Source organism: Kaistia terrae (assembly GCF_026344005.1).
In the GTDB taxonomy this organism is placed as follows: domain Bacteria; phylum Pseudomonadota; class Alphaproteobacteria; order Rhizobiales; family Kaistiaceae; genus Kaistia; species Kaistia terrae.
Window position 1 is genome coordinate 116,402 of the sequence record NZ_JAPKNH010000006.1, and the last position, 25,074, is coordinate 141,475.

Annotated in this window: 24 protein-coding genes; 10 read left to right on the top strand and 14 right to left on the bottom strand. The window is 63.1% G+C overall.

The features are described from left to right. From OSH12_RS17405 to OSH12_RS17415, 3 genes are read right to left on the bottom strand one after another with little or no spacing between them, the layout of a single operon-like run. The gene (locus tag OSH12_RS17405) at positions 1-963 is read right to left on the bottom strand and encodes a sugar ABC transporter substrate-binding protein (protein WP_266344860.1); all 963 of its coding nucleotides are present in this window, start codon (positions 961-963) and stop codon (positions 1-3) included. Positions 964-989: 26 nt separating this feature from the next. Continuing rightward, a complete protein-coding gene (locus tag OSH12_RS17410) occupies positions 990-1,970 on the bottom strand; it encodes an ABC transporter permease (RefSeq protein WP_266344861.1) in 981 nt (326 codons plus the stop codon). Further along, positions 1,970-3,085, bottom strand: coding sequence for an ROK family protein (locus OSH12_RS17415; RefSeq protein ID WP_323180681.1), 1,116 nt, complete (start codon positions 3,083-3,085; stop codon positions 1,970-1,972). Before OSH12_RS17415 ends, OSH12_RS17410 begins: the two co-directional genes overlap by 1 nt. A gap of 200 nt (positions 3,086-3,285) precedes the next feature. Here OSH12_RS17415 and OSH12_RS17420 point away from each other — a divergent pair, with 200 nt between their 5' ends. From OSH12_RS17420 to OSH12_RS17455, 8 genes are all read left to right on the top strand, one after another. After that, complete coding sequence (locus OSH12_RS17420; RefSeq protein WP_266344863.1) at positions 3,286-4,521, top strand: metal-dependent hydrolase family protein; 1,236 nt, start codon at positions 3,286-3,288, stop codon at positions 4,519-4,521. A gap of 261 nt (positions 4,522-4,782) precedes the next feature. After that, positions 4,783-5,826 (top strand): sugar ABC transporter substrate-binding protein, encoded by a 1,044-nt coding sequence (locus OSH12_RS17425; RefSeq protein WP_266344864.1) that lies wholly within the window; start codon positions 4,783-4,785, stop codon positions 5,824-5,826. Positions 5,827-5,885: 59 nt separating this feature from the next. Next, positions 5,886-8,432 (top strand): ATP-binding cassette domain-containing protein, encoded by a 2,547-nt coding sequence (locus tag OSH12_RS17430; RefSeq protein ID WP_266344865.1) that lies wholly within the window; start codon positions 5,886-5,888, stop codon positions 8,430-8,432. A 10-nt stretch (positions 8,433-8,442) separates the two neighbouring features. Further along, on the top strand, positions 8,443-9,429 hold the full coding sequence (locus OSH12_RS17435) for an ABC transporter permease (RefSeq protein WP_266344866.1): 987 nt from the start codon (positions 8,443-8,445) through the stop codon (positions 9,427-9,429). 12 nt (positions 9,430-9,441) lie between these two features. Further along, positions 9,442-10,161 carry an amidohydrolase family protein gene (locus OSH12_RS17440; RefSeq protein ID WP_266344867.1) on the top strand — a complete coding sequence of 240 codons (720 nt, stop codon included), beginning with the start codon at positions 9,442-9,444 and terminating at the stop codon, positions 10,159-10,161. 89 nt (positions 10,162-10,250) lie between these two features. Next, positions 10,251-11,177, top strand: a complete 927-nt coding sequence (locus tag OSH12_RS17445; protein WP_266344868.1) for a sugar-binding transcriptional regulator — start codon at positions 10,251-10,253, stop codon at positions 11,175-11,177. Positions 11,178-11,470: 293 nt separating this feature from the next. Further along, complete coding sequence (locus OSH12_RS17450) at positions 11,471-12,376, top strand: LysR family transcriptional regulator (RefSeq protein ID WP_266344869.1); 906 nt, start codon at positions 11,471-11,473, stop codon at positions 12,374-12,376. Between the two features lie 105 nt (positions 12,377-12,481). Further along, positions 12,482-12,973, top strand: coding sequence for a nuclear transport factor 2 family protein (locus OSH12_RS17455; protein ID WP_266344870.1), 492 nt, complete (start codon positions 12,482-12,484; stop codon positions 12,971-12,973). 244 nt (positions 12,974-13,217) lie between these two features. On the opposite strand, the gene OSH12_RS17460 is transcribed toward OSH12_RS17455, so the two are convergent. After that, positions 13,218-14,111: an AraC family transcriptional regulator gene (locus tag OSH12_RS17460; protein ID WP_266344871.1), complete on the bottom strand. Its 894-nt coding sequence runs from the start codon at positions 14,109-14,111 to the stop codon at positions 13,218-13,220. Between the two features lie 178 nt (positions 14,112-14,289). Here OSH12_RS17460 and OSH12_RS17465 point away from each other — a divergent pair, with 178 nt between their 5' ends. Further along, positions 14,290-15,279: a saccharopine dehydrogenase family protein gene (locus OSH12_RS17465; RefSeq protein WP_266344872.1), complete on the top strand. Its 990-nt coding sequence runs from the start codon at positions 14,290-14,292 to the stop codon at positions 15,277-15,279. A gap of 87 nt (positions 15,280-15,366) precedes the next feature. On the opposite strand, the gene OSH12_RS17470 is transcribed toward OSH12_RS17465, so the two are convergent. The 8 genes from OSH12_RS17470 to OSH12_RS17505 all read right to left on the bottom strand — a co-directional run bounded on the left by OSH12_RS17470 (position 15,367) and on the right by OSH12_RS17505 (position 22,401). Continuing rightward, positions 15,367-15,762: a VOC family protein gene (locus OSH12_RS17470; protein ID WP_266344873.1), complete on the bottom strand. Its 396-nt coding sequence runs from the start codon at positions 15,760-15,762 to the stop codon at positions 15,367-15,369. 14 nt (positions 15,763-15,776) lie between these two features. Next, positions 15,777-16,520 (bottom strand): SDR family NAD(P)-dependent oxidoreductase, encoded by a 744-nt coding sequence (locus tag OSH12_RS17475; RefSeq protein ID WP_266344874.1) that lies wholly within the window; start codon positions 16,518-16,520, stop codon positions 15,777-15,779. 295 nt (positions 16,521-16,815) lie between these two features. Continuing rightward, a complete protein-coding gene (locus OSH12_RS17480; protein ID WP_266344875.1) occupies positions 16,816-17,454 on the bottom strand; it encodes an LbetaH domain-containing protein in 639 nt (212 codons plus the stop codon). Positions 17,455-17,499: 45 nt separating this feature from the next. Next, positions 17,500-18,390 (bottom strand): CehA/McbA family metallohydrolase, encoded by an 891-nt coding sequence (locus OSH12_RS17485; protein ID WP_266344876.1) that lies wholly within the window; start codon positions 18,388-18,390, stop codon positions 17,500-17,502. 75 nt (positions 18,391-18,465) lie between these two features. Continuing rightward, positions 18,466-19,533, bottom strand: coding sequence for an ABC transporter ATP-binding protein (locus tag OSH12_RS17490; protein ID WP_266344877.1), 1,068 nt, complete (start codon positions 19,531-19,533; stop codon positions 18,466-18,468). An 18-nt stretch (positions 19,534-19,551) separates the two neighbouring features. Then, positions 19,552-20,406, bottom strand: a complete 855-nt coding sequence (locus OSH12_RS17495; RefSeq protein WP_266344878.1) for an ABC transporter permease — start codon at positions 20,404-20,406, stop codon at positions 19,552-19,554. Then, a complete protein-coding gene (locus OSH12_RS17500) occupies positions 20,403-21,278 on the bottom strand; it encodes an ABC transporter permease (protein WP_266344879.1) in 876 nt (291 codons plus the stop codon). The genes OSH12_RS17495 and OSH12_RS17500 overlap by 4 nt, the downstream gene beginning before the upstream one ends. Further along, a complete protein-coding gene (locus tag OSH12_RS17505; protein ID WP_266344880.1) occupies positions 21,265-22,401 on the bottom strand; it encodes an extracellular solute-binding protein in 1,137 nt (378 codons plus the stop codon). The genes OSH12_RS17500 and OSH12_RS17505 overlap by 14 nt, the downstream gene beginning before the upstream one ends. 305 nt (positions 22,402-22,706) lie before the next feature. Here OSH12_RS17505 and OSH12_RS17510 point away from each other — a divergent pair, with 305 nt between their 5' ends. After that, positions 22,707-23,408 (top strand): GntR family transcriptional regulator, encoded by a 702-nt coding sequence (locus tag OSH12_RS17510; RefSeq protein WP_266344881.1) that lies wholly within the window; start codon positions 22,707-22,709, stop codon positions 23,406-23,408. Positions 23,409-23,480: 72 nt separating this feature from the next. Here the strand turns inward: OSH12_RS17510 and OSH12_RS17515 are convergent, their stop codons facing one another. Together OSH12_RS17515 and OSH12_RS17520 are read right to left on the bottom strand one after the other, a co-directional pair. Next, positions 23,481-24,062, bottom strand: a complete 582-nt coding sequence (locus OSH12_RS17515; protein WP_266344882.1) for a flavodoxin — start codon at positions 24,060-24,062, stop codon at positions 23,481-23,483. Positions 24,063-24,082: 20 nt separating this feature from the next. Next, positions 24,083-25,072 (bottom strand): aldo/keto reductase, encoded by a 990-nt coding sequence (locus OSH12_RS17520; RefSeq protein ID WP_266344883.1) that lies wholly within the window; start codon positions 25,070-25,072, stop codon positions 24,083-24,085. Positions 25,073-25,074 lie beyond the last annotated feature (2 nt).

The following is a 25,074-nucleotide window of genomic DNA, read 5'->3' on the forward strand; positions in this document are numbered from 1 at the left end:
TCAGCCGCCCCAGGCAGCCGGATGCTGCTCGACATTGTCCTTCGTGATGATGGGCAGGTCGAGATAGTGGTTCGGCGAGGGGACTTCCGAGACCTTGCCGGCAAGGAACTTGACGGCGTCTTCGATCGCGAACTTGCCCTGCGGTGCCGGATCCTGGTTCACGGTGCCGAGGACGGTGCCCTTGATGATCGCGTTACGAACGTCAGCGGGATAATCGCCGAGGATGAACTTGACGTCGGTGCGGCCGCTCTCGGTCGCGAACTGGGCGCCGTTGACGCCTTCCGGACCCTGGTCGACGATCGCGTCGATCTCGCCCTTGGGATACTTGCTCAGGAAATCCTGGGTGATGGCGAGGGCCTTGGAGTTATCCCAGTCAGCGGCCTGCTTCTCGATGATCTGGATGCCGGGATGCTTCTTGAGGGTGTCCATCAGGCCAGCTTCGCGGGCGAGTTGGGCCGAAGTGCCGAGCTTGCCGAGGATGTAGCCGACCTTGGCGTTGTCGCCGACGGCCTGAGCCAGCAACTCGCCCTGCCGCTGTCCGAAGACGAAGTCGTCGACGCCGACATAGGTGACCAGCTTGGCGCCGGTGCTGGTGTCGGCCGTGGTGTTGACCGCCATGACGGGAATATTGGCGGCGGTCGCCTGGCGGATGACCGGCACGATGCCCTTGGGATCGCTCGGGGCGATCAGGATCATGTCGACGTCCTGGGCGATGAACTGCTGGACGACCGAGATCTGGGTCGCGAGATCGCCATTGCCGCTCTGGATGTTGAGTTCGACGCCGAGATCCTTGGCGGTCTGCTCTGCGGTCTTGATCAGGTTCGAATAGAACGGAACCGACGTGTTCCAGATCATGAAGCCGATCCGGGGCGCGTCGGCGGCCTGAGCGGTCGTGCTGCTAAGGGCGACCAGGGTCGCACCAGCCAGGCCGAGCATGAGGCGTCGGGTGATGGAAGTCGTCATGTCATTCTCCTCCTCTTGGTGGATAGTCAGCGCCGCTCGAGACGGCGGCGCTGATAGCTGTCGATGCCCACGGCGACGAGAATGACCGCGCCGGTGACGGCGGGCTGCCAGAAGGGTGAGACACCGAGCAGATTGAGGGCATTGGCGATGACGCCAAGCAAAAGGGTGCCGAGCACGGCGCCGCCGACCTTGCCGACGCCGCCGCTGAGCGGCACGCCACCAACGACAACGGCTGCAATCGCGGTCAAGGGCCAATCCGCCGCGCTGGCCGGCTGGCCGATATTGGTTTGGCCAAGCAGCACGACGCCTGCAATGCCGGCGAAAAGGCCGCCAAGGCCGTAGGTCAGGATGGTGACGCGGTCGACATTGATGCCGGCCAGGCGCGCCGCCAGCTTGTTGCCGCCGACAATGTAGATGTGGTGGCCGAAGGTCGTGAACTTGAGGATCGCCCAGGTCAGGATGGCGACCGCTGCGAAGATGATGGTCGGCACCGGTATGGGGCCGATGCGGCCGAGACCCAGCCACGTAAAGGATTCCGGCACGCCATAGACCGGCTGCGCGGCGGTGCCGACAAACATGATGCCGGTGACTAACACCTGCGTCGCCAGCGTGGTCACGAACGGATTGATGCCAATCTTCGCGATGAAGAAGCCGTTGATGACGCCGACCCCCATGCCGAGCGCCAGCGCCGCCACGATGCCGAAGGGCATCGAGACATGCACGATCAGCGCCGCCGCGACGACCGATGAGGCGGCGCCGACCGCGCCGACGGAAAGGTCGAAGCCGCCGAGGATGATCATGAGCAGCATGCCGCAGGCGACGATGCCGATGATCGAATTGCGCTGCAGCACGTTGGCGAAATTCGCCCAGGTAGCGAAGTGCGGCACCGTCAGGCAGAAAATGACGACCAGCGCGACGAAGATGCCGACCAGGGCATAGTTCGACCAGGATACGCCGGCCGGGAGAGCGAAGCGCCTCCGGTCCGCCTTGGCTTGGGATAGGGACATCAGGAAGCTCCTTCAATCGGGTCGGCGTCGGCGGGCATCTCGGTGGCGTTGCGGGCATGAAGCGCGCGACGCGCCCGTTCGTGGGCAAACAGGAGGGTGCCGAACAGCTCCGCCCGATCCCCGAGCGCGCCGGGGCGAATATCGACATGTTCCAGGGCGCGAGCGATCGCCGTTCGGCGCATGGCATCCTTCACGGCGTTGAGAAGGACGGGACCGGCGCGCGTCAGTTCGCCGCCAACCAGGATCAGGTCCGGATTGAAATAGTTGCAGAGTGCGCCGAGCGCGCGGCCGGCCATCGCGCCGGCATCGGCGACGACTCGGGCGGGGCCGGGGCTTCCCTCGGCGGCCAGGCGCAGCATCTCGATCGGTGCGATGTCGCGATGGGTCGGCTCCAGCGAGCGATTGAGAGCGTTGACCGAAATCTGCGCTTCCAGGCAGCCGCGGCTGCCGCAATGACAAAGCGGCCCATTTTCGTCGGTCACGACATGCGCCAACTGGCCAGCCATGCCGTAGGCACCGCGAAAAATCTGGCCCTCGATCACGATACCGAGGCCGACGCCGACCGAAAGCAGGACGTACAGCATGACACTGGAGCCAACCCCGCCACCCAGCCGGCTTTCGGCCAGCGCGCCGAGATTGGCGTCATTGTCCATGTAGACGGGCAGGCCAAGGCGCTCCGACAGCCTTGCAGGTACATCGGCGCCGACCCAGCTCGCGAGGATCGAGCCCGGATGCAGCATGCCGGTGGCAGCCTCTACCGGGCCAGGGACACCGATGCCAACGGCTTCGATCAGTCGCCGGTCGATGCCGTTGCGGGCGATCAGCGTTTCGACATGCTGGGCGGCGAGCGAGAGCGCTGCTTCGGCCGCCGTGTCGCTATCGAAGGCGCAGTCGATCTCGTCGATCAGGCGATAGTTCAGATCGGAGATCGCGACCTTGAGGCTGAGCCGCCCGAAATCGATGCCGACGAGGAAGGAATGACGAGCCTTGAGCGCCACCAGCTCGCCCGGCCGGCCAGCCGATTTGCGCGCCGTGGGGACATGCTCGTCGACAGTCTCGATGATGCCTTCGTCGATCAATTCGGAGATGGCGCTGGAGGCTGTGGAGCGGGCCACGGACAAAAGGCGCGCAATCTCGGCACGCGATCTCGGCGCATCTTCAAGCGCAGCCAGAATCGGCGCGCGAAGCCGATGTTGTGAACGAGCCTTGATCATTAGTCCTCCCTGAAAATGGCAGTGGCATAGTCTGAATAGTTTTGTCAATATTGGCTAAATAACGTTACCATTTAATCCGAAATCGAACAAATGGGATTCCCATGACCCTGACCCGGATTACCGCAGACCTGGTCCTGCTCGGCGATGATCTGACGCCATGCCGCAACGGCGCTGTTCTGATCGAGGCAGGGCGTATCATGGCCGCCGGCCCCGACGCTTCCGTCGCCAGGCCTCCGGAAGCCATTGCGATCGATCTCGGCGCCGCGACCCTTCTGCCCGGCTTGATCGACGCGCACATGCACACCTTCGGCATGCCGAGCAACGGGCTTGGCGCGCTCAATACCGAACGGGAGCCCTATCGGGCGCTTCGGGCGGCGGGCGAACTGCGGGAATTACTCCATGCCGGGTTCACCTCAGCCCGTTGCCTCGGATCGTCGATCGGTCCCGACCTGCGCCGGGCGATCGACGAGGGGCATGTCGAGGGACCCCGGCTCGTCGTCGCCGGGCAGTTCATCTCGTCGACCGGGGGCACCTGGGACGCGCCGCCGCTGCCGTCCTCCTGGGGGCGGGCCCAGACGGCAGTGGCAGACGGTGTTGATCAGATTGTCCAGGCGGTGCGCGAGCGGGCGCGCGCTGGCGCCGATTTCATCAAGCTCGGTCTCTCGAAGGGCGGGACGCAGGACCGCTATCACGCCTGGGGCGACGATCCGCATGCCCAGGTCACGACCTACAGCGTCATGGAAGTGCGCGCCGCTGTCGACGAGGCGCATCGCAACGGCATGATGGTGAGCGCGCATGCGATCGGCACGGCGGCGGTCAATCTCGCGCTCGATGGCGGCGTCGATATCATCGAGCACGGCTATGCCATTGACGAGGCAACGCGGAGCCGGTTGGTCGCGGAGCGCAAGATCGTGGTCACGACGATTTCGCAGCTCTTTTTCCACCGCGCCGCCTACGACGAATTCCACTATCCGGCCTGGGAGCGTGACGTCTATGAGCGCCACTGGGTGGCGATGCAGCGCGATTTCGAGCAGGGGCTCAAGGCCGGCATCCGCTTTGCTCTCGGCACGGACCTGATCGGAAAACCCACCCATCCGCTGGCAAGAGCGGCGAAGGAGTTCGAGCTTGCTGTCGAATGGGGCATGTCGCCGGACGCGGCGCTTCGGGCCGGCACGTTTTGCGCCGCGGAGGCGCTGGGCATTGCGGCGGATACGGGCAGCCTCGTTGCCGGCAAATCCGCCGACCTGATCGCGGTTGCGAATGCACACGAAGGCGTCATTGGCCTGAATGACCCCATACTGGTGATGAAGCAAGGCCAGTTGGTCAAGGGGGCGTGACCCTCATCAGCCATCAAGCTCTCTGCCGCGCTAGCGCCTGAGGCTGCTGGAGATTGCAGGCACTGTGGACGCTCGCCTTGTTGGTCTTGCGGAGTGCGATTTGAACAATTGATTGGATGTCGATCAAAAGAGTGAAATTGGTCGCTTATTCTCCCGTTGACTCCGCATATGATCCGCGCAATTATTTTTATATCGAGCAAATGCTCGTATGAATAAGAAGAGCGCAAAGCGCCGGCGGAAACGACCAAACGGAGGAATCCCATGAAACTTTTCAGAGGGTTGGCGGCGGCAACGCTGCTGGCGTCGATGACGCTTGCAACCGGATCGGCTCACGCCCAGGCGCTTGCCGGCAAGAAAATCGGTCTGGCGGCTCGTGAAATTACCAACGACTACAATCGCGACATCAACGCAGGCGCTACCGCGGTGCTGCAGGCGGCCGGCGCGGAAGTTGTCGTTACGGATGGCGGAACCGATCCCCGCAAGCACAATGAGAATATCGAAAGCCTGATCAACTCGGGAGTTGCCGGAATCATCGTCCAGCTCGGCGATCCGCAGCAGCTTGCGCCCGTGGTGGCCAAGGCGACCGCCGCCGGCATTCCGGTGATCACGACGTCGATCGGCTCGAAGACAGAAGGCGCCATCGCCGACGTTGGCGGTGACGAAAGCCTGATGGCTGCCATGCTGGCGCGGACGCTTCTGTCCAGCATCGACTATCGAGGCAATATCATTGGCTTCTGGGTGCCAGGCGCGCCACTGCTCGAAACGCGCAAGCGCGTGTTCGACGCCGTCGTCGCGGATTACCCGAATGTAAAGGTGCAGTGGGTTCCGACAGAACACAGCGCCGCCAAGGTCCAGACGCAGATGGAAGACCTGCTGACGGCAAATCCCGAGGCCGGAAGCATTGCCGGTGTCTGGGGCGCCTACGATCTCCTGGTATCGGGCGCCGTCGAAGCCGTTCGTCGCTCCGGCCGCGACGAGATCAAGATTGCCTCCATCGACGGCGACAAGGTCGGCTTCCAGATGCTGCTCGACGAGGGGAGCCCGTTCGTGGCGACCGTCGTTCAGGACGTGCCGGCGATCGGACGTCTCGCCGCGGAATCCCTCGTTGCCGCTGTCGGCGGCAAGAAGGACTTCCCGAGCGCGATCTTCACGGAAGTCTACGTGGCCACCCACGCCAATGGCGTTGCCGCGGCGGAGAAGCGCTGGGGACCCTCCTTCTGGGAAAACGGGATCGCTCGGGCCGATGTGGAAGGCCGCTGGCCGCAGGATGGCGAGCTCATCGTCGTACGGCCGGTACTCCCCTGACGACACCCGGCTGGAGCGGCGTACGCTGCTCCGGCCCCTCCCTGGCCTGAGGTGACTTCATGTCGATTGCAAGTTCCGCAGCGGCTTCCGCCGCGCCCATTCGCATGGCTGTCGAATGCCGCTCCATCCGCAAGGCGTTTCCGGGCGTTCTGGCGCTGGACGACGTCTCCCTGTCGATCCGGCAGGGCGAAATCCATGCCTTGCTTGGGCAGAACGGCGCGGGCAAGTCGACGCTGGTGAAGGTCCTGACGGGCGTTTACCAGCCGGAAGAAGGACGGATCTTTATCGACGGCAAGGAGGTCCGCCTTCGCGACGTACGCGAGGCCGAGGCCAACGGCATCGCCATCGTCCATCAGGATCAGCCGCTCATCGCTCAGTTCGATGTGACGAGCAACGCGTTGCTTGGCAACGAACTCGTTCGCATAGGTGGCCTGCTGGATCGCAAAGCCATGCGATCGCGCGTCCAGGAGGCGCTCGATCGCGTCCAGGCCGATTTCTCGCCGGACACGCTCGTCCGCGACCTTTCCGTCGCGCAGCGTGCGCAGGTTTCGATCGCGGCGGCGCTTTTGCGCAATCCGACCGCTCTCATCCTGGACGAGCCGACCGCCTCGCTGAGCGACAAGGAAGCGGAGCGTCTGTTCGGCATCATCCGAGCCCTGCGGTCGCAGGGCGTCACGATCATCTACATCTCCCACTATCTCGATGAGGTGCTGAATCTCGTCGACCGGATTTCGGTTCTTCGGGATGGCAAGCTGGTGGCGACGGTCTCCGTCAGCGAGGTCGCCCGCAGCGACCTTGTCCGAATGATCGTCGGACGCGACGTCTCGCAGCTCTATCCGAAAGAGAAGGTCGCCATCGGCGCGCCCTTGCTCGAGGTGCGCGGCCTGACACTCGGCTCGACGCTGCACGGCATCGATCTTACCGTTCGGCGCGGCGAAATCCTGGGTATTGCAGGCCTTGTCGGCGCGGGGCGCTCCGAACTGGCGCTGACTCTCGTGGGCGCGCTGACCCGCGATAGCGGGACGGTCACGATCGACGGCAAGCCGTCCAACCCGGCGGATCCACGGATCGCCAAGGAACACGGCTTTGCGCTGATACCGGAAGACCGACGCCACGAAGGCCTGATCGCCGACCTGGCGGTGCGCGAGAACCTTACCCTTCCCAATATTTCACGCTGGGCCAGGTTTGGCCTGCTCAACTGGCGGGCAGAGGCTGCCGCCGCCCGGGAATTGGTCACCCGTCTCGATATCCAGCCGCCTTCGATAAAGCCCCAGATCCGAAATCTCTCCGGCGGAAATCAGCAGAAGGTCGTCGTTGGCCGATGGCTGACCGGTGAATCGCGGGTTTTCCTTTTCGATGAACCGACAACGGGTGTCGATGTCGGCTCGAAGATCGAGATCTACCGGCAGATGGTGGAACTGGCGCGATCCGGCGCCGCCGTGATCTTCATCTCCTCGGACTTCGAGGAAATCTCGGCCATGTGCGATCGAACCATGGTGATGCAGAAGGGCCGCATCAGCAAGGTCATCGAAGATCAGCGGGAGGCGACGCCGGAGGCCCTGCTGTTCTGGGCTTCAGGCAGCGCGGAATCGGAAAAGGCAGAAAGAGCCGAGGCAGAGGACGCAAACACTGAAAAGGCGTCGAGCCGATCCGTCGCCAAACGGGCCCTGTCCCGCTGGGGAACCGTTATCGGAATGCTGCTGGTGGTCGGCGCGATTGCCGCGTTGGCGCCGCAGTTTGTCGCGCCTGGAAATATCTTCGACGTTTTGAAGCAGGGAAGTGTCCTGGCGTTCATCGCGCTTGGTTTGACGGTGGTGTTGATCGCCGGCGGCTTCGACATGTCGGCGGGCGCGGCGAGCCAGTTCGCCGCCAACATCGCCGCCGGCACTTTGCTCAGCGGATTTGGATCCGTCGCGGCGATTGCCCTGGGCGGTGCGTTCGGGTTCGTCATCGGCGCCATCAATGCCGGCCTGGTGCTGGTCCTGCGCATCCCGGCCTTCGTGGCGACGCTGGGCATGATGTTCGTCATCATGGGCGCGACCTTGCTGTTCAACGGTGGCCAGGCGCTGACGCTCAGCAACATGCCGGGCTTCTTCTTCCTGGGCCAAGGCTATGTCGGGCCCGTGCCGTTCGTGTTCATCCTTCTCGTCGCGTTCACCCTTGGGCTGCATGTGGTGCTCAAGAAAACCCGGCTCGGACTTCGCATGTACGCCGTTGGGCAGAATGCGGCGGCAGCGGCGCTGCGCGGTGTCGGCCAGAGCCGCTATGCCTTTGCCTCTTTCGCGCTCGGCGGGCTCGTTCTGGGACTGGCCGGTGTCGTTCTGGCTGCCTACAGCTACGGTGCCTCGGCGATGGCGACAGGCATCGATTTTCTGATCAGCGCGCTGGCGGCGACCTTCCTCGGTAGCACCATTTCCCGCGCCGGCGAACTCGACGTCATCGGCACGGTCATCGCGGCGATCTTCCTGGCATCGCTTTCCAACGGCCTGATCCTGATGGGCGTCTCCAATCAGGCGCTGCCCGGAATACAGGGCATCGTGCTCGTGTTGTCGATTCTGCTCGGTCTGTCGCGCAAGCGCGGCATCGGGCAGGTCCTGATTTTCTGAGGGGACGCCCATGCAATCCGCAACCACGGTGAGACGCGCCAGCGAACCGTTCCTGCTCGATCAGCTCCGGGCCTACGGGCCGATCCTCGGCATGATCCTGATCCTGGTCGTCTTCGCAATCCTGAAGCCGGCATTCTTGTCCGTTGCCAATATCGGCAACGTCCTGCACCAGAGTTCCATTCTGATCATCATGTCGTTCGGGCTCGCCGTCGTCATGGCGATGCGCGGCGTCGATCTGTCCATTGCCCAGATCGCCGACGCCGCCGGGCTTCTTGCCGCGGTTCTTCTTCTGCATGGTCAGCCGCTCTGGATTGTCTTTACCCTGCCGATCGCCTTCGGGCTGTTCGCCGGCTTGGTAAATGGCCTGCTGGTTGCCTATGCAGGCGTTCCCGCGATCATCGGAACGCTGGGAATGATGTTCGTCATCCGCTCCGGCGAGTTGTTGATGACCAACGGCGCCGAGCCGCAGATCCTGTTCACGCTGCCTCGTGGATTGACGCGCAACTTCTTCTTTGTCGGGCAGGGGTCGATCGGCCCCTTCTCCGCGCTCGTCCTGCTCGGCGTGGTGGTGTTTATCGCCATGATGGTGGTCACCCGCCTCACGACATTCGCCCGCCGCGCCCGGGCGGTTGGCGGCAATGCGCGTGCCGCCTATCTCGCGGGCATCAACATCCGAGCGGTATTCGCCGGCGGATTCGTACTGGCAGGCCTGCTCGCGAGCATCGCGGGCGTGGCGCTGGTCTCGCGCACCAGCATCGCGGTGCCGCGCGGGGCCGAGCCCTATCTGCTCGATGCCTTTGCCGCCGTCTATCTCGGCACGCTGCTGTCCAGGCGAGGCGACATCACGATCTGGGGTACGCTGCTCGGCGGCCTGTTCATCACCTTCCTCAGCAACGGACTGACGCTGCTGGGGCTTGGCGCTCCCTACCGTTTTGCCCTCAACGGCGGGTTCATCCTGCTCGCCATGGCCATCGGCGCCCTGAAACGAAACCACTAGGAGGAGACACAAATGAGCCTCATCATTGACGCCCACAACCATCTCGGCGATCGCCCCGGAGCTCGACAGACTGGCGCGGAACTCGTCGCGAAACTTGATGCCGCCGGTGTCGACAAAGCCGTCGTTTTCCCGTTTGTCGAAGGCAATTTCACCAATGATTTCGTCAAGAACGCCTTTGATGAGTTCCCGGAACGGCTCATCCCGTTCTGCGCGGTCAACCCTTGGGAAACCAACGCCGCCGACATCGTCAGACACTGCATCAGCGATTGGGGCTTCAAGGGACTGAAGCTTCATCCGACCATCAACGGCTATCACCTCGCCGATCCGGATCTGGTCGATCCGCTCTTCAAAGTCGCTGACGAACTGGGCTTTCCGATCATCGTTCACGGCGCGAGCGATCTTTTCAACAGCCCGCCCGAATTCGCCCTGATGGCCGCCCGCTTTCCGCGCGTGCCGCTCCTGATGGCCCATATGGGCTTCTTCTGGGCCGTGGAGCAGGCCATCGATTTTGCCAGCCAGTTCGAGAATCTGTATCTGGAGACGTCGCGAGCTCCGATCTTCGAGATCCAGACGGCGGTGAAGCGACTAGGCCCCGAGAAAGTCATATGGGGCACCGACTCGCCGTTCGTGGACTATGAGTTCGAATTCCAGAAGATGGAGCGGTCTACACCGGATCTCGGTGGCTATGGCTCGATCGTCGGTGGCAATATAGCTCGTCTTTTGAAACTCTGACGCCAGACATCGATCCGGCATCCGCACAAGCTGAAGGGTTTCTCGTGACGACGTCGATGGAACGGCCGGATCCGGCTGGAGAGCGAAGGTTGGACCTCGCCGCACGCGCGGCCTGGCTCTACTATTTCAAGAGCCGGACGCAGGAACAGATCGCAACCGAGCTCAATGTTTCTCGCCAAATCGTCCAGCGCCTGATCGCGCTGGCGAACTCCGAGCGATTGATCCGTTTTCAACTCGTGCACCCGCTGGCGGAGACAATCGAACTGGCCGAACGTCTGCGGGATCGATTTGAGCTGGTCTATTGCGACGTGTGCCTGAACGAAGGCGGCAGCACCGAGGACATCCCCTCTGTTGCTTCCCAGGCCACCTTCTACCTGGAGAACATTATCCAGCAAAAGGCTCCGCTGACCATTGGCATCGGTAGCGGCGGGGCGATGCGCGAACTCGCCCGCCGGCTACCGCCCATGGATCGTCCGCAGCATCGCTGCGTTTCACTGATGGGCAACCTGACACGGGATGGACGAGCAACCCACTATGATGTCGTTACGCGATTGGCCGAGCGGCTCAACGCTCAGTGCTATCCGCTCCCCATGCCTGTCGTTACCAATACGATTGAAGAGCGGGCTGTGCTGAAGGCGCAGTCTGGCTATGGCGTTTTGCGTTCTCTCGTGGAGGAGGCGACGTTGTTGATCATGGGGATAGGCTATTGGGGAGCGGACGCTACTTTGTATCGCGACGGCTTCATCACAGCAGCCGAGACGGCTCAGGCGATGGAAGCAGGTGGCGTCGGAGAATTGCTCGGCTGCGCCATCTCGGCGGAAGGTAAAATCGTCGATGCGGATTACCACGACCGGCTGACCTCCTTCATCCGGACGCAGCCCGCCGATCGACCCACGACGATCGTCGCTTCCGGCGTTTTTCGCGCGCCGGCAATACGCGCCGCCCTCAAGGGAAAGCTAGCAAATTCTCTGATCACGGACGAGAATACTGCAAGACTTATCCTATCTTCTGGCTGAGGTTAAGTTCCCTTTTCTAGATCAGCTGAGCCATCGCTGCGACCACTAGGGAAACGAGGAAACAGGGCTCCAGTTGGCCGCTTGCAGTCTAAAAAGCAATAGCTGCGCCGGCTGTCGCAACGGGCACGTTGACCTCCCAGTCTTGCTGTCGCCGAGTTGCAGCCAAAAGCCCGCGAAGTCGATTTCGGACCACTGAAGTTTGACAGCCTCCTCGCGCCGTAAACCAGTCAAGGTGATCAATTGCGTCGCCTGCACCGCATAGCTAAGGTTCCATTCCTTGAGGGAATACTGGGATGGATCGCTTTTCGACATGGCAGATGTTTGTGCGGGTTGTCGAACTGGGCAGCTTCACGCGCGCGGCCAAGGAGCTTGGGCTCGGTCAGCCCGCGGTCAGCAAGCAGATTGCCGCGTTGGAGGCGGACCTGGGAACGCAGTTGCTCAGCCGAACCTCGCGCGGATTTCATCCGACGGCAGCCGGGCTCGACCTCTATAATTCCGCCGTGCGTCTGCTCGGCGACGTGCAGGAAACGGAGAGCCGTGTCCGGGGCGCGAGCCGCGGCCCGGCAGGGCTGGTCCGCGTGGCAATGCCACCGGCCCTCGGCCGCCTGTATATCATCCCCCGGCTCCCCTCCTTCTTTGCGCAATTTCCCGAGGTCACGGTCGAGTTTTCGGTCTCGCAGCGGCGTGTCGACCTCATCCAGGATGGCGTGGACGTTGCCTTGCGTGTCGGGGCTCTCAGCGCTTCGAGCCTGACGGCGCGTCGCATTGGCAGCATGCAGATGATCACCGTGGCGACGCCCGCCTATCTCGCCGCGCACGGCACGCCGACGACCCCTGGCGAGCTCGTTCGTCACAATCTGATCACCGGCCAGACAGACGGCGCGGCCCTGGCGTGGCAGTTCAAGAGCGAAGATGGGCCGGCCACGATTGTTCCCTCGGGAACGATCCGATCGAATGACGGCGAGGACCTGCGCGCGGCGGTTCTGGCCGGGCTCGGCATCCTGCACGGCCCGAGCGCCTTGTTTCACGCCGATATTCAGGCTGGCACCCTCGTCCAGATCCTCGGGACTTTCGCTCCCGATGCAGTTCCCATCCAGGCGGTCAGCGCAAGCGGTCGCAAGATGGTGCACCGCGTCCGCGTCTTCGTTGATTTTCTCGCAGCCACGTTCAGCGCCGAGCCCGGCCTGCGGAGTAACTGACGAAGCCCATTCCCCGATGGAATGACAGCTAGTCCTGGCAATCGCCTACATCTCCCCGGCAACGCTGCCCAGATACAGACCGCCTCTCGAAAGGCGATCTGTAAGGTGATTGGAGCGATCATGTTGAATAATCAGGGCAATGTGCGTTTTGCAGACGATGCGGACCAGCTCGCCGTCGTTGAAGCCCTTTATCGGTTTGCTGCCGGGATAGACCTGCGGGACAAGGACCTTCTTGCGTCCGCCCTTGCCGATGATGCGGTATCCGATTTCAGGCCGGCAGCGGCAAAGGCCGGGTTCGACTATCCGGTCGTGGAAGGTCGGCAGTCGATTGTCGAGGCCCTCTCGAAGTCGCTGAGCCCGTTCGACACGACCCATTCCGTAAGCAATCCGCGCGTCACCATCGATGGCGACAAGGCGCATCTGGAGGCGCTGGTCGAGGCGCAGCATGTCCCGCGAAACGACCCCGCGCGCCATTACCTCATGAAGAACCGCTACAACGTCGAACTGGTGCGGGAGGGAGATGTCTGGCTCATTGCACGCAACACCGTCGACAACGTCTGGCGCTCGGGCGATCCAGCCGTCCTCGCGGGCGTCTAGGACCATGCCGAATAGAGAGGAGCCAAACCATAGGTGCTTGGTCGTCCCTCTGACCCATTGTTGCGGAACACAGCGGGCGACCACTTGAATGTTTGGCTTTGTGCTCTTGGCGTCGGAATCGTCCTGTCCGGTTCCGACCCTTTATAACGCAAATTTTGCCTGACGGCATTGCGCCCCATGTTGGTCGTTGTGATGGTTACGGCAGGTCCCCCAAAGCGGATACTCATCCTGCGCGCTCTGCGGCCTAGGTCAAAGCTGGCTGGATGGCCCGCACAATCTCGCGTGTGTCCTTCGAGGGAGGAAGGCCGAAGAAGCGGGAATACTCGCGGCTGAACTGGGTCGGGCTTTCGTAACCCACGCCGAACGCGACCGAGGTCGTGTTGCCTTCCCCCGCGATCAGCATCGACCGAGCATGCAGCAACCTTATCCGCTTCTGATACTGCAACGGACTGAGCGCGGTCACTGCCTTGAAGTGGCGATGGAAGGCGGAAATGCTCAGCGCCGCCATCGATGCCAGCGCCTCGACCTTGAGCGGGGTGGTGAAGTTTTCCCGGATCCAGCGGATCGTCACGCCGATGCGCGACAGCGCCGTGCCGGGAGCCGCTATATCGCGCAGCATCCAGCCATGCGGTCCCTGCAGGACGCGGTAAAGCAACTCGCGCTCATAGGCCGGCGCCAGCGCGGGGATGTCGTCAGGACGGTCCATCAGGCGAAGCATGCGGACCCATGCATCCAGCAGCTCATCCGTAACGGGAGCGACGGAGAAACCGGAACTGTATAACTCGCCGCCGGCAGGTTTGGGCAGGTCGGCAAGCAGATTTGCGACGATCGACGGCTCAAGCGTCAGGCTGACCGCGAGGTATGGCTCGCCGGCTTCCGATGGATGCACGGATCCCACCGCCGGAAGATCCACGGACATCACGAAGTAGGTCGCCGGATCGTACCGAAAGGTGCGGTCGCCGACCGTCATGGTCTTCGACCCGGTCAGAATGAGGTTGATCATTGGACTGTAGATGGCGGCGAGCTTGTGTTGCGGAATCTCGCCCTGGACCATGGCGACGCGAGGGATGCCGGTCGGCGTGGCTCGGTTCTGGGCGCGGGCGGCAAGCCGCCGCAACTCGTCGAGGCTGGTGTTCATGAACCCTTGCTTATCCCACTGGCGCGCAGGGACCAACCGGAAAGCAGGATCAGGCAGGTTTTGAAGAGGATCGGGTGGGTGCGCGATCGGGCGCCCGCCTATCTGCAATGCAGGCCGTGGCGACCGACAATATCGGATGTGGCGGCGGGTTCCCTTTGCGGAAATTGGAGTTGCTGACGTGACAAAATTGATGGTCTACGGCGCTGCCGGATATACAGGCCGGATGGCGGCAACCAACGCCCGGAATGCCGGCGTGGAGTTGGTGCTTGCAGGTCGGGTGCAAGATGAGGCGAAGTTCATCGCTCTGGCCTCGGAACTCGGCGTGGAATACCGCCTGTTCGCCGTCGACGATCTCGTAGCTGCCCAAGCTGCCTTAAGCGACATTGGCGTTCTGCTGAACTGCGCCGGGCCGTACATGCGCACGGCCGAGCCTTTGATGCGGGCGTGTATCGCCGCCGGCGTCCATTATCTCGACATCGCAGCGGAGCTGGACAGCTACCAGCTTGCCGAGAAACTGGACCAAGCCGCGACTGTGGCGGGCGTGATGCTCTTGCCGGGAAGCGGCGGCAGCGTTGCCATGCTGGGTTCTCTTGCAGCGCATGCCGCAAAGCGCGTGACGAACCCGCGCAGCATCAGCATTGCGATGCATGTAGCCGGTGGATTTTCGCGCGGCTCGGCGGTCTCGGCCAGCGAGAATCTCAACACCCAGCTTCTGCACCGTGTCGATGGCGAACTTGTCGTCCGTGGTCCCAACGGCGTTCGGGATTTCGATTTTGGGAACGGGCCTGCCACCTCGTTCCCCGTGACGTTGCCTGACCTCATCACCATCTGGCGGACGACGGATATCCCGAATATCGAGACCTACGTCTATCTGACGGACGGCGCCTTTCCGGAAGGCGATCTCGCCGCCATGCCCGATGGCCCGACGCCTGATCAGCGCGAAGCCAACCGCTATCATGCGGCCGTTGAGGTGACGGGCGAAGACGGCACCGTCGTCCGTTCGGTTCTCGAGACGGTCAATGGCTATACGTTCACGACGATCGCGGCTGCGGAAGCGGCGCGACGTGTTCTGAACGGGGAGGTTCGTCCGGGCTTCCAGACTCCGACAGGCCTTTTCGGTGCCGGCTTCGCCGAGACGATCGCCGACACCACCATCGTCGATCACTAGCCGATCGGGATCGTTCGGCGTCGGGCCCTGAAGCATTGCTTTGGGCCCGGCGCTGCGGCCTCGGCGTTGCTCCTGAGCTACCTCATGTCAGTGCTGCCAGGGCTTGTAGGTGAATTCCAAGCTGTAGCCGTCGGGATCCCTGACCTGAGCCGCGTAGTAGCGGGGGTCGTAATGATGCTGCGGCCCGGGCGGGTGGATTTCCGTCGCCCCGGCCGCCATGGCGGCGACGTAGGCCGCTTCGACCTCTTGCTGGCTCTTCGCGACGAACCCGACATGGGCGGCGCGGCCCTCGACGACGCCTTCGCGAAGCCAGAAGAACACCCGGCCGTTCGCCCCAAAGCCCTTGAGGTCAGGATGGCCGGGAGGGCCATCCTTGCCGTCATAATCGACCGCGTGAACGATGCCGAGCGGCGCCAGCGCCTTCTCGTAGAAGGCGATCGAGCGGGCGATATCCCTTACCGAAATGAAGACGTGATCCAGCATGACAAAATCCTTCGTCAGATGACGTAGCCGCCTGTGACTTCAATATTCTGGGCGTTGATCCAGCGGCTCTCTTCCGAAAGCAGGCTGGCGATGACGCCGCCGATTTCTTCCGGCTCGCCGACGCGACCCAGCGCCGTCTGCCCTGCCAGAATGGCTTCGAACTCGTCGGTCAGTCCGCCGCCGAGATCGGTGCGGATAGCACCCGGCGCGATGGAGTTTGCCCGGATCCCGCGTTCGCCGAATTCCTTGGCCATGTAGCGGGTGAGAACCTCCAGGCCGCCTTTGAACGAGGCGTAGGGTGCGACGCCGGCTGTCGCCACACGGCTGGTGGCGCTCGTCATGTTGATGATGTGGCCGCCGTGTTCCATGAGCGGAAGCAAGGTCTGGGTCAGGAAAAACGGCCCCTTCAAATGGACATTGAACAATCCGTCAAACTGCTCCTCTGTCACAGTCTCAATCGGATTATAGAGACCGTAGCCGGCGTTGTTGACGAGGAAATCGAAGGTCTGGCGACCCCAGATCGACCGCAGTTGCGCGCTGACAGCCTCGCGAAATTCGGGAAACGAGCGGCTGTTGCCGACGTCGAGCTTCAGCGCCACGGCCTTGCCGCCCTTGGCGGTGATCGCGCTGACGACAGCATCGGCCGATTGCGGATTGCTGTTATAGGTGACGATGACGCCCATGCCGCGCTCGGCACAATGGATGGCGGTGCTGGCTCCAAGGCCACGGCTGCCGCCGGTCACGATGACGATCTTCATGTCTCACTCCTTCGTGTTTGGTGTGAGACGAACCTATTCCCCTCGATTACTGCCCACTCACCCGATCCTCCTCCAAACTTGCCTGTTTCTGCTTCCTGCTTGTCGGCGCCTGTCGATGTGTCGAAAGGGGAGGTCCTGTTATGATGGGGGCGCTGCTCCGCCCACGAATGCGGCGGGTAGGCCAGAACCGGCCGGGGACGGCGGCAAAAGCATAGATCGAGGTCATCGCAGTGATGCCCAGCGTCCCCGGCTATTTGACGTCGGGCTCATACAATCGGTCAGGCACAGGTCCCGGCTACGATGTCAGCGTCTCGCTTGCGGAACGGTATTTTTCCAGAAAAGCCTCGACTGGCATGGCGCGGAAATCCGGCAGCACCTCACGCAACTTGTTGTGGCTCCAGTCCCACCAGCAAAGCGCCAGCAATCGATCGATCACATCGGGTGCGAAACGATATCGGATCAAGGATGCGCTGACGCCGCCCACTACGGCGAATGGGGCAACGTCCTTGGTCACGACCGCACCCGCCGCGACGATAGCCCCCGCACCGATGGTCACGTCCGGCTTGATGATTGCTCCGTGCCCGATCCAGCAGTCCGGCCCAAGCACGGTCCGGCGGGCGGCGCGGGCGGCAAAGAAATCGGCATCGTTCTCAACGTCCTCCCAATAGCTGGCGGAGCGGTAGAGGAAATGATGCTGGGCTGCATGCGTGAACGGATGGTCCGTCGGGCCGATCCGCGTCATCGCGGCGATGTTGGCGAATTTCCCGACGGTGGTATTGGCGATGTCGGCGTACTGGTCGCAATAGGCGTAGTCGCCGAACTCCGAGTTGAGGATGCGCGAGCCCTGTCCGATCTCGCAATAGGCGCCAAAGGTCGAGTTGTGCGAGGTCGCGCCGGGATGGAGCGTCGGCTCGGTGGCGGAAAGAAGAGGCATTGCGGAAGGTCCGGTCTGGAGGGGCGCGAGAGAAGAGTGCTGCGGTCAGAGATACAGCGGGTTGCTCCAGGCACGGCGCCCAGCGTGGTCCTGTATGATGAGGCGTGCCCATCGGCCGGCGAATTTTTCGAGTGGCAGCCGGGCGCGCGTAAAGTTTTCGCTCATCACGGCGGTGGAGCGTGCAGCATGGCCCACCAGCCAGGCACGGTGGATCGCGCTGGTTTCGATGTTGAGGTGGCCGGCGTCGATCTCCATGTGATGAATGGACGGGCCCTGGCTGGCGTAGTAGGCGCCGGACTTGAGCGCCGCGAGGATGGCCTCCGGCGTGTTTTCCGTCGCCTTGACCATCACCCAGCCCCGGCAGACCTCATCGCGGTAGCGATGGGCATCGTCGGTGGCGATGACGCCGGTGTGGTGACCGCGATCGAGCATCTGGTCGATCAGATAGTTGCCGTCGCCACGACCCGTCTCCCAGTCGCAGATGGAGTTGAACGCCTCGACGGCGTGAACGGTGGGCATCGCCAGCGCATCGTTCAGCGTCAGACCGTACCAGCCCGGATGCGCGATCGAGACGAAGGCGCCCGCGTCGAGCGCGCGCTGCGCAAGCTGTGCGGCAGTTTCACCCGGCGCGAGCGGGGCGAAGTCGAGCGGCAGGCCGTTGGCGACCATGTGCCAGATCTCGCCATTCTCCAGGCCATCGGCGTGCAGTTCGGCGCCGATCAGAGTCGTGAAATCGTCCGTGCGGAACGGGGTCGTGTCGACGACGGGAAAGCCGAAGCGCTCCATGAAATGGTCCGTCAGGCTGACGAAGTCGTAGCCGGCCTCGCGATAGAAGGCGCAGACCCGCGCGGGCGTCGGATCGCCGTCCGAACGCGAGGAATGGCAGTGGAGGTTGCCGCGATAAAAGCGGCCTGGCGCGGTGAACGCGGTGAGCATGGGCAATGCCTTCTTGGCTGAGATGATGGGGCGGATCGCCGGTGAACGCTGCCGGTGGGCGCCGGTGTCTTGGGATCAGGCAGCGACGGAAGACTGCGCGCTGCCAGGCTGCGGCATGAAGCAGAGCTTGCCGTCGCGGTAGATCGCAAAATTGTGCGCACTGAGCTCGGCGCGCATGCCGGTGGACCAGCCTGTGCCGGGTTGCGCCATGATCTTGAGCCTGTGTTCGCATCGGGTTTTGACTTCGATCGAAAGATGCGTGCCGAAATCGGTGACGCGCGTCACCTCCGCGCCACGGTCACCGCTACGTCTTTCGAGGGCGATGTCCTCCGGGCGGAGCGCCAGCGTTGCCAGGCCGTCTGCGAGCGTGACCGGAAGGTCGATCCCGGCGGCGGTCATCACGTTCGAGCGGACCGCGCCGCGCAACAGGTTCATCTGGCCGACGAAACCGGCGACGAATTCGGTCTGCGGCTGCCGGTAGAGTCTGTCCGGCCGGCTCAATTGCTCCAGTCTGCCGTCGCGCATCACGGCGATCCGGTCGGCGATGGCGAGCGCCTCGTCCTGCCCATGCGTGACGAAGACCATGGTGATCCCGACCCGACGCTGGATTTCGCGTACTTCCTCGCGCAGTCGTTCGCGCAGATGCTGGTCGAGGCTCGCAAACGGCTCGTCCAGCAGCAGGATTTTCGGTTCGAGAACCAGTGAGCGCGCCAGCGCCACGCGTTGCTGCTGCCCGCCCGAAAGCTGGGTCGTCTTCCTTGCGCCGAACCCTTCCAGGCCGACCGTCGCGAGAGACGCGTTCACGCGCTGGTGGATTTCGTCCTTCGGAAGGCGGCGCAGCTTCAGCCCGAAGGCGACGTTGGCGAAGACGTCCATATGCGCCCACAGCGCATGGCTCTGAAACACCATGCCTGTCGGCCGCCGCTCGGGCGGCACGCGCGTCACGTCCTGCCCGTCGATCAGGATCGACCCGGCAGTCGGCTCCTCGAAGCCGCCGATCATGCGCAGCACCGTCGATTTGCCGGATCCCGACGGTCCCAGCAGGCAGACGAGTTCGCCATCGCCGATCGTCAGGGACAGGTCGTCCACCGCGCGGGTGTCGCCGAATAGCCGGCTTAGCTTCTTGATTTCCAGTGTCGCCATTTGCAGGCTCCTCGTATCTTAGGCTCCGAGCGCGCGGCCGAGCGCCTGCGCTCCCAGAAAGCGGCGGACCAGCATGAGCAGGATGAAGGACGGGACCCACAGCAGCAGCGACAACACCGCGCCGTACTGAACCACCAGTTCGGAGTTGATGAAGCGGACCATCAGCAGCGGCACGGTGCGCACTTCGGGCGCGCCGATCAGCCAGGCGACCTCGGTCTCGTAAAAGGTGTTGACGAAGGTGAGCAGCACGGCCGCGGAGATGGCGGGAAGGACCTGGGGCAGGGTGATCGACCAGAACACGCGCAGTTGCGATGCCCCGACATCGCGCGCGGCCTCTTCCTGCCGCCGGTCAACGTTCTGGAACGCGGAAACAGGTATCCACACCATGAACATCAGTGTCGAGACGAGCTGGATGAGCACCACGCCCCAGAAATTGCCGATGAGGCCGAGACCCAGGAAGATCGTCGCGATGGTGATGTAGAGGCCGAACTTCGGAAAGGCGTAGACGGTCAGGAACGACATGAAGAACAGGTTGCGACCGGGAAAGTTCAGGCGCGCGAAAGCGTAGGACGCGGGCAGGCAGATCAGAGCCGACAATGCCGTCACGATCGCGGCCAGGGACAGCGACGTCGTCATCGCCAGGTGCACATCACCGCGCGACAGGACATCGGCCCAGAAGCGGAAGCCGAACTTCTGCGGGATCACCGCCGGGTAGCGCCATACTTCGGTGAAGGCCCAGATCGCGACGTTGACGAGCGGCGTCAGGATGAAGAGCGAGAGCAGGGCGGCAATGGCGATCCCGGCCCAGTTGGCGCGGATGCGGGAAGAGCCAATGCCGGCCAGACCCGCTTGGCGGAGTTCGCGAACGCTCATGACGATTGCTCCCGGCGGGTTCGTGCAATCGAGCGCACATAAAAGTAGGCGAAGGCTGCGCAGATCATGAAGCTGACGACGGCCTGCGTGCGCGCCTGCAACGGGTCGTCGACATCGATGATCGTGCGGCGCATGAACGGTCCCATCATCTCCGGAACCGCCGGACCCAGCAGGTAGGGCAGCGTGAACGCGGAAAAGAGGCCAAGAACGACGAAGGACGCGGCGACCAGCAGCGTGCTGCGGATGCGCGGCAGGATGATGTAGCGGAGCACCTGCGCCCTGTTGGCGCCGACGTCACGAGCGGCGTCGATCGAGGCGCTCGATACGTTGCCGAGGCCGGCAAGCACGATCAGAAGCGTCAGGGGAAGATTGTCCCATACCAGTCCGATGATCGGCCCCCAGATCGTCAGATAGGGAGATGCCAGCTTCGGCAGGCCGACGGCGTTGAGCAGGATGTCCACGGTTCCGTTCGGGCCGAGCGTGCGGATCAGCGCGTAGGCGAGCAGGATCGAAGGAACGAACAGCGGAAACAGCGCCAGCGCCTGAATGTATCCGGTGAGCCGGGACGTGGAAAAGCGCAGGTAGAGGGCGATGGTGAGGCTGATGATGAGCAGCAGCACGGTGCAGATCGCGGCCACCTGGATGGTCATCCACAGGTTGCGCAGGCTGAAGCCATCGGAAAAGAAAAAGCGATACGCGTCGAGGCTCAGCGCGACGCCCGAAGGCGTTTCGACGGTGAGCGTATCGAAGACCGACAGCGCTACGGGCCAGATGATCAGCAACAATACCAGAGATACGGGCGCGGCGATGAGGAGGAGGCCGAATAGCCTCCCCCCCTTCGCGTCCTGTCTTGTGGCTTCAGCGCGTGACATGGGGCGCTACGGTGCGGAACCAGCCGTCGCTGATCGCCGAAACCCACGGACCGCCGGGGAAGGTCGGGATCGAGGCAGGCTGCATCGCAGCGTATTTCGCGGCCAGGTCTTGCGGGAGATATTCCCACGAAATCGCCGGGAACGCGCCGATCTCGGTGACGACCTTGGTCTGGATTTCAGGCGACAGCACGATGTCGGCGAGCTTCATCGTCGCTTCGAGGTCGCCCGCATTGGTCGGGACGGTCATGTCGGCGAAGCCGCCGGCCAGGGCGAGGTCGGTCAGCTGCGTGAAGCCGGTGGTCTCGGGCAGGACGCCCTTGTTGACGGCGTCCAGCGCCATGTCGGACCAGACCGGCACCATGGTGACCACGCCCTGCGCGAGCAGCTGGATCGACTGCATGTTGTCGCCAGTGTAGGAGCCGGGTCCGTAGGTGTAGGGCGCGATCTCCTTCAGGAGCTCAAAGCCCTTGGCAAGCAGCTTGTCGCTGTCGCCGGCGACGTAGTTGTCGATCCGGAAGAGCGACGGGTCGCGGCCGTTGGCCTCGTGGATCGCGCGGCGGACGAAATTGCCGCCCGAACCGCCCGTGTCGGGACGGTTGTGGGTGAATTGGCCCGGATTTGCCTTCATCCATGCGACCAGTTCGGCCCAGGTCTTCGGCGCGTCTTCCGGCTTCAGCTTGGTGGTGTCGTAGGCGAGCACGACCTGCGTGCCGCGATAGGGCAGGCCGTATTTGGTCTCGATCGTGACCGGGTTGAGCTTGTCGTAGTTGGCGATGCCGGCCTTGGTAAAATCGACCCAGAGGCCCTTCTCGATAGCGCCCTTCGGCAAGTTCGGATCATTCTCGTCGAAGAGGTCGACCTGGGGGTCGACATTGCTGCCGAGCGCGGCAAGGGCACGATCGACGATCGGCGCTATGTTGTTGCGCGCGCTGACCACGTTGAGCGTGTATTGCGGATTGGCCTTCTCGTAGGCCGGCTTGATGATGTTGTTCCAGAAATTGATGATGTTGGAATCGCCGGTGATGTAGACGTCGATCCGTTTGGTGTCCGCCATGGCGGCGGCCGGCATGGCCAGCAGCGCCGCTGCGGCGATGGTGGAGCGGAAAAGATTTCTGCGATTCATGGTCATCTCCGGTTCGGGGCGGCAGCCGTCGCTCACCGGCCGCGAAAGGCCGGTTGCGATCCATTGCCTGAATTTGTGATGCGGGTTCGCGGAGCGGTTCGCCCGGCGAATGCGTGATTGCTACAGAATCGTCATTCGGATGCCGTTGTTGTCGATACCGTGCGGAGCGCGATCCGCTTCGGCCGTTGCCCGTTCTGAATAGGGGCTGATTGTGAAATACGCATGACAGCTGTAGGTACAGCTATCGACATATTTGATCGACGGATCTATTGCTTCGAGCCGGTCGGCAACTGGCAGGGAAACGCATGAAGTCGCAGTGGGAGGCGCTCTACGTCGAGCTGAGAGACGGCATTCGCAACCGCAAATATGCGCCGGGACAACGCCTGCCGACAGAACATGAGCTTTCGGCCAGTCATGGCGTCAGCCGCAACACGGTGCGGCGAGCGTATCTTGCCCTGTCGCAGGACGGCCTTATCCGCATCGTCAACGGACGCGGCAGCTATGTCATGGAGAACGGCATCGTCTACGAGATCGATGCCGTGTCGCGGTTCCGCGACGTGCTCGACCGTCTCGGCGTGGACAGCACCTCTCGGGTGATCCAGAGCGCCGTCGAGGCCGCCGTTGGAGAGGTTGCGGAAAGGCTGGAACTGGTGGAAGGCAATCTCGTGCTTCGCCACACGACAGTGATCCTCGGCGGCGACGTGCCGTTCATCCTCACCACGCGCTATTTTCCGTTCGACCTCATTCCCGACTTCGAAAACCGTCTTGCGCGCATGGGGGCGTTTACACCGCTGCTGCGCGAAGAAGGGTTGGGGGATCTCCACCGCGTCTCGACTACGGTCGGCGCGCGCATGCCACGGGATGACGAGGCTGCACTACTTGCGTGCCCTCACAATGCGCCGCTGCTCGACGTTTCCGCGCTGGGTCGTCTATCCGACGGCAGAGCTGTTGAATGGCAGCAGGCCGTGATGAACAGCCAGCTGATCCGGCTGTCGTTCTCGGCATGATGAAGTTGGCCAGGTTGGCCGAAGACCGGGAAATCTTGCGAGACTCGATTGAGTCCCCTGTTGACGACGTCACTAGCGCTCCAGGACATCAAGCCATTTCGTGACCTTTTCAATCGTCTGGCGTTCTTGGGGCGCCTGCATGGAAAAGCCGTCCACGCGGCTCGCATTCGGCGCATGCCGGGAAACGACTTCCAGACTGTCGCCGAGCCCGAATCCGCCATGCGTGACCAGCGGAACGATCGTCTTCCCCGCCAGGTCATGCCTGGCGAGGAAGGAGCGGATCACCGGCGGAGCGGTCATTCCCCAGATCGGGAAACCGAGGAACACCGTCGTGTGCTGCGCGAAGTCGGGCACCATCGCCTTGAGGGGCGGTTCAAAGCCCCGCTCCGTTTCGCTTTTGGCTTGCTGCACCGTCTCGAAATAATCGACCGGATAGGGATATTGCGGCTCGATCTCGAACAGGTCGGCGCCGAGGGCGAGGCTGACCCTGCCGGCAACAACCCGCGTATTCCCGCTGCGAGAAAAATACGCCACCAGCATCCTGCCCTCCGCGAGCTTCGCTGCCGCAGAGACGGTCGTCGCTCCCCCCGCCGCAAGCGACAGGAGCAGCGACGACAGGAGGATCTTCCGTCTCGTCAAATTCTCAGGGGTCATCGCTTGCCACCAGGGTTCGCTCAGAGGCCGGTCATCTTGAGCACTGCCTCGGGCAGACGCTCGCCCTGCACGGCGATCGTCGACAGCGCGTCGGCGATCTCGGCCAGATCTTCCGACGAAAGCAGCAGGTCGACGGCGGCAAGGTTCTCTTCCAGCCGATGCAGCTTGGTCGTGCCGGGAATCGGCACGATCCAGGGCTTTTGCGCCAGTAGCCATGCCAGCGCGACCTGGGCCGGCGTTGCGCGCTTGCGATCCGCGACGCCCTGGATCACCTCGACCAAGGCCATGTTGGCCCTGCGCGCCTCCGGCGAGAAGCGCGGCACCATGTTGCGGAAATCGCCCTTCTCGAAGGTCGTCGTCTCATCGATCTTGCCGGTCAGGAATCCGGCGCCGAGTGGGCTGAACGGCACGAAGCCGATGCCGAGTTCTTCCAGTACGGGCAGAAGCTCGGCTTCCGGTCCGCGCCAGAACAGGGAATATTCGCTCTGCACCGCCGTCACCGGCTGGATGGCATGCGCCCGGCGAATGGTCTGGACCCCGGCTTCCGACAGGCCGAAATGCTTGACCTTGCCTTCGGCAATCAACTCCTTCACGGCGCCGGCGACGTCCTCGATCGGGACGGCCGGGTCGACGCGGTGCTGATAGAAGAGATCGATGCGGTCCGTCCTGAGGCGCTTCAGCGCTGCCTCCGCAACCCCCCGGATATGCTCGGGACGGCTGTTGGTGCCGCCGCTTCGCGCGCCGGTCACCAGATCGATGTCGAAGCCGAACTTGGTCGCGATGACGACCTTGTCGCGGATCGGCTGCAGCGTTTCGCCGACCAGTTCCTCATTGGCGAAGGGGCCATAGGCCTCGGCCGTATCGAAAAAAGTGACGCCGCGATCATGCGCATCGTGGATGAGCTTGATCATCTGCGTCTTCTCGACGGCCGAGCCGTAGACGCCGGTCATGCCCATGCAGCCGAGGCCGAGGGACGAGACCTCAAGATTTCCGAGGGTTCTGTGCTTCATCG

Bases quoted from the DNA above. Each gene is read 5' to 3' on its own strand.
- OSH12_RS17405 (WP_266344860.1), bottom strand. From the start codon at position 963: ATGACGACTTCCATCACCCGACGCCTCATGCTCGGCCTGGCTGGTGCG.
- OSH12_RS17410 (WP_266344861.1), bottom strand. From the start codon at position 1,970: ATGTCCCTATCCCAAGCCAAGGCGGACCGGAGGCGCTTCGCTCTCCCG.
- OSH12_RS17420 (WP_266344863.1), top strand. From the start codon at position 3,286: ATGACCCTGACCCGGATTACCGCAGACCTGGTCCTGCTCGGCGATGAT.
- OSH12_RS17425 (WP_266344864.1), top strand. From the start codon at position 4,783: ATGAAACTTTTCAGAGGGTTGGCGGCGGCAACGCTGCTGGCGTCGATG.
- OSH12_RS17430 (WP_266344865.1), top strand. From the start codon at position 5,886: ATGTCGATTGCAAGTTCCGCAGCGGCTTCCGCCGCGCCCATTCGCATG.
- OSH12_RS17435 (WP_266344866.1), top strand. From the start codon at position 8,443: ATGCAATCCGCAACCACGGTGAGACGCGCCAGCGAACCGTTCCTGCTC.
- OSH12_RS17440 (WP_266344867.1), top strand. From the start codon at position 9,442: ATGAGCCTCATCATTGACGCCCACAACCATCTCGGCGATCGCCCCGGA.
- OSH12_RS17450 (WP_266344869.1), top strand. From the start codon at position 11,471: ATGGATCGCTTTTCGACATGGCAGATGTTTGTGCGGGTTGTCGAACTG.
- OSH12_RS17460 (WP_266344871.1), bottom strand. From the start codon at position 14,111: ATGAACACCAGCCTCGACGAGTTGCGGCGGCTTGCCGCCCGCGCCCAG.
- OSH12_RS17470 (WP_266344873.1), bottom strand. From the start codon at position 15,762: ATGCTGGATCACGTCTTCATTTCGGTAAGGGATATCGCCCGCTCGATC.
- OSH12_RS17475 (WP_266344874.1), bottom strand. From the start codon at position 16,520: ATGAAGATCGTCATCGTGACCGGCGGCAGCCGTGGCCTTGGAGCCAGC.
- OSH12_RS17480 (WP_266344875.1), bottom strand. From the start codon at position 17,454: ATGCCTCTTCTTTCCGCCACCGAGCCGACGCTCCATCCCGGCGCGACC.
- OSH12_RS17485 (WP_266344876.1), bottom strand. From the start codon at position 18,390: ATGCTCACCGCGTTCACCGCGCCAGGCCGCTTTTATCGCGGCAACCTC.
- OSH12_RS17490 (WP_266344877.1), bottom strand. From the start codon at position 19,533: ATGGCGACACTGGAAATCAAGAAGCTAAGCCGGCTATTCGGCGACACC.
- OSH12_RS17495 (WP_266344878.1), bottom strand. From the start codon at position 20,406: ATGAGCGTTCGCGAACTCCGCCAAGCGGGTCTGGCCGGCATTGGCTCT.
- OSH12_RS17500 (WP_266344879.1), bottom strand. From the start codon at position 21,278: ATGTCACGCGCTGAAGCCACAAGACAGGACGCGAAGGGGGGGAGGCTA.
- OSH12_RS17505 (WP_266344880.1), bottom strand. From the start codon at position 22,401: ATGAATCGCAGAAATCTTTTCCGCTCCACCATCGCCGCAGCGGCGCTG.
- OSH12_RS17510 (WP_266344881.1), top strand. From the start codon at position 22,707: ATGAAGTCGCAGTGGGAGGCGCTCTACGTCGAGCTGAGAGACGGCATT.
- OSH12_RS17515 (WP_266344882.1), bottom strand. From the start codon at position 24,062: ATGACCCCTGAGAATTTGACGAGACGGAAGATCCTCCTGTCGTCGCTG.
- OSH12_RS17520 (WP_266344883.1), bottom strand. From the start codon at position 25,072: ATGAAGCACAGAACCCTCGGAAATCTTGAGGTCTCGTCCCTCGGCCTC.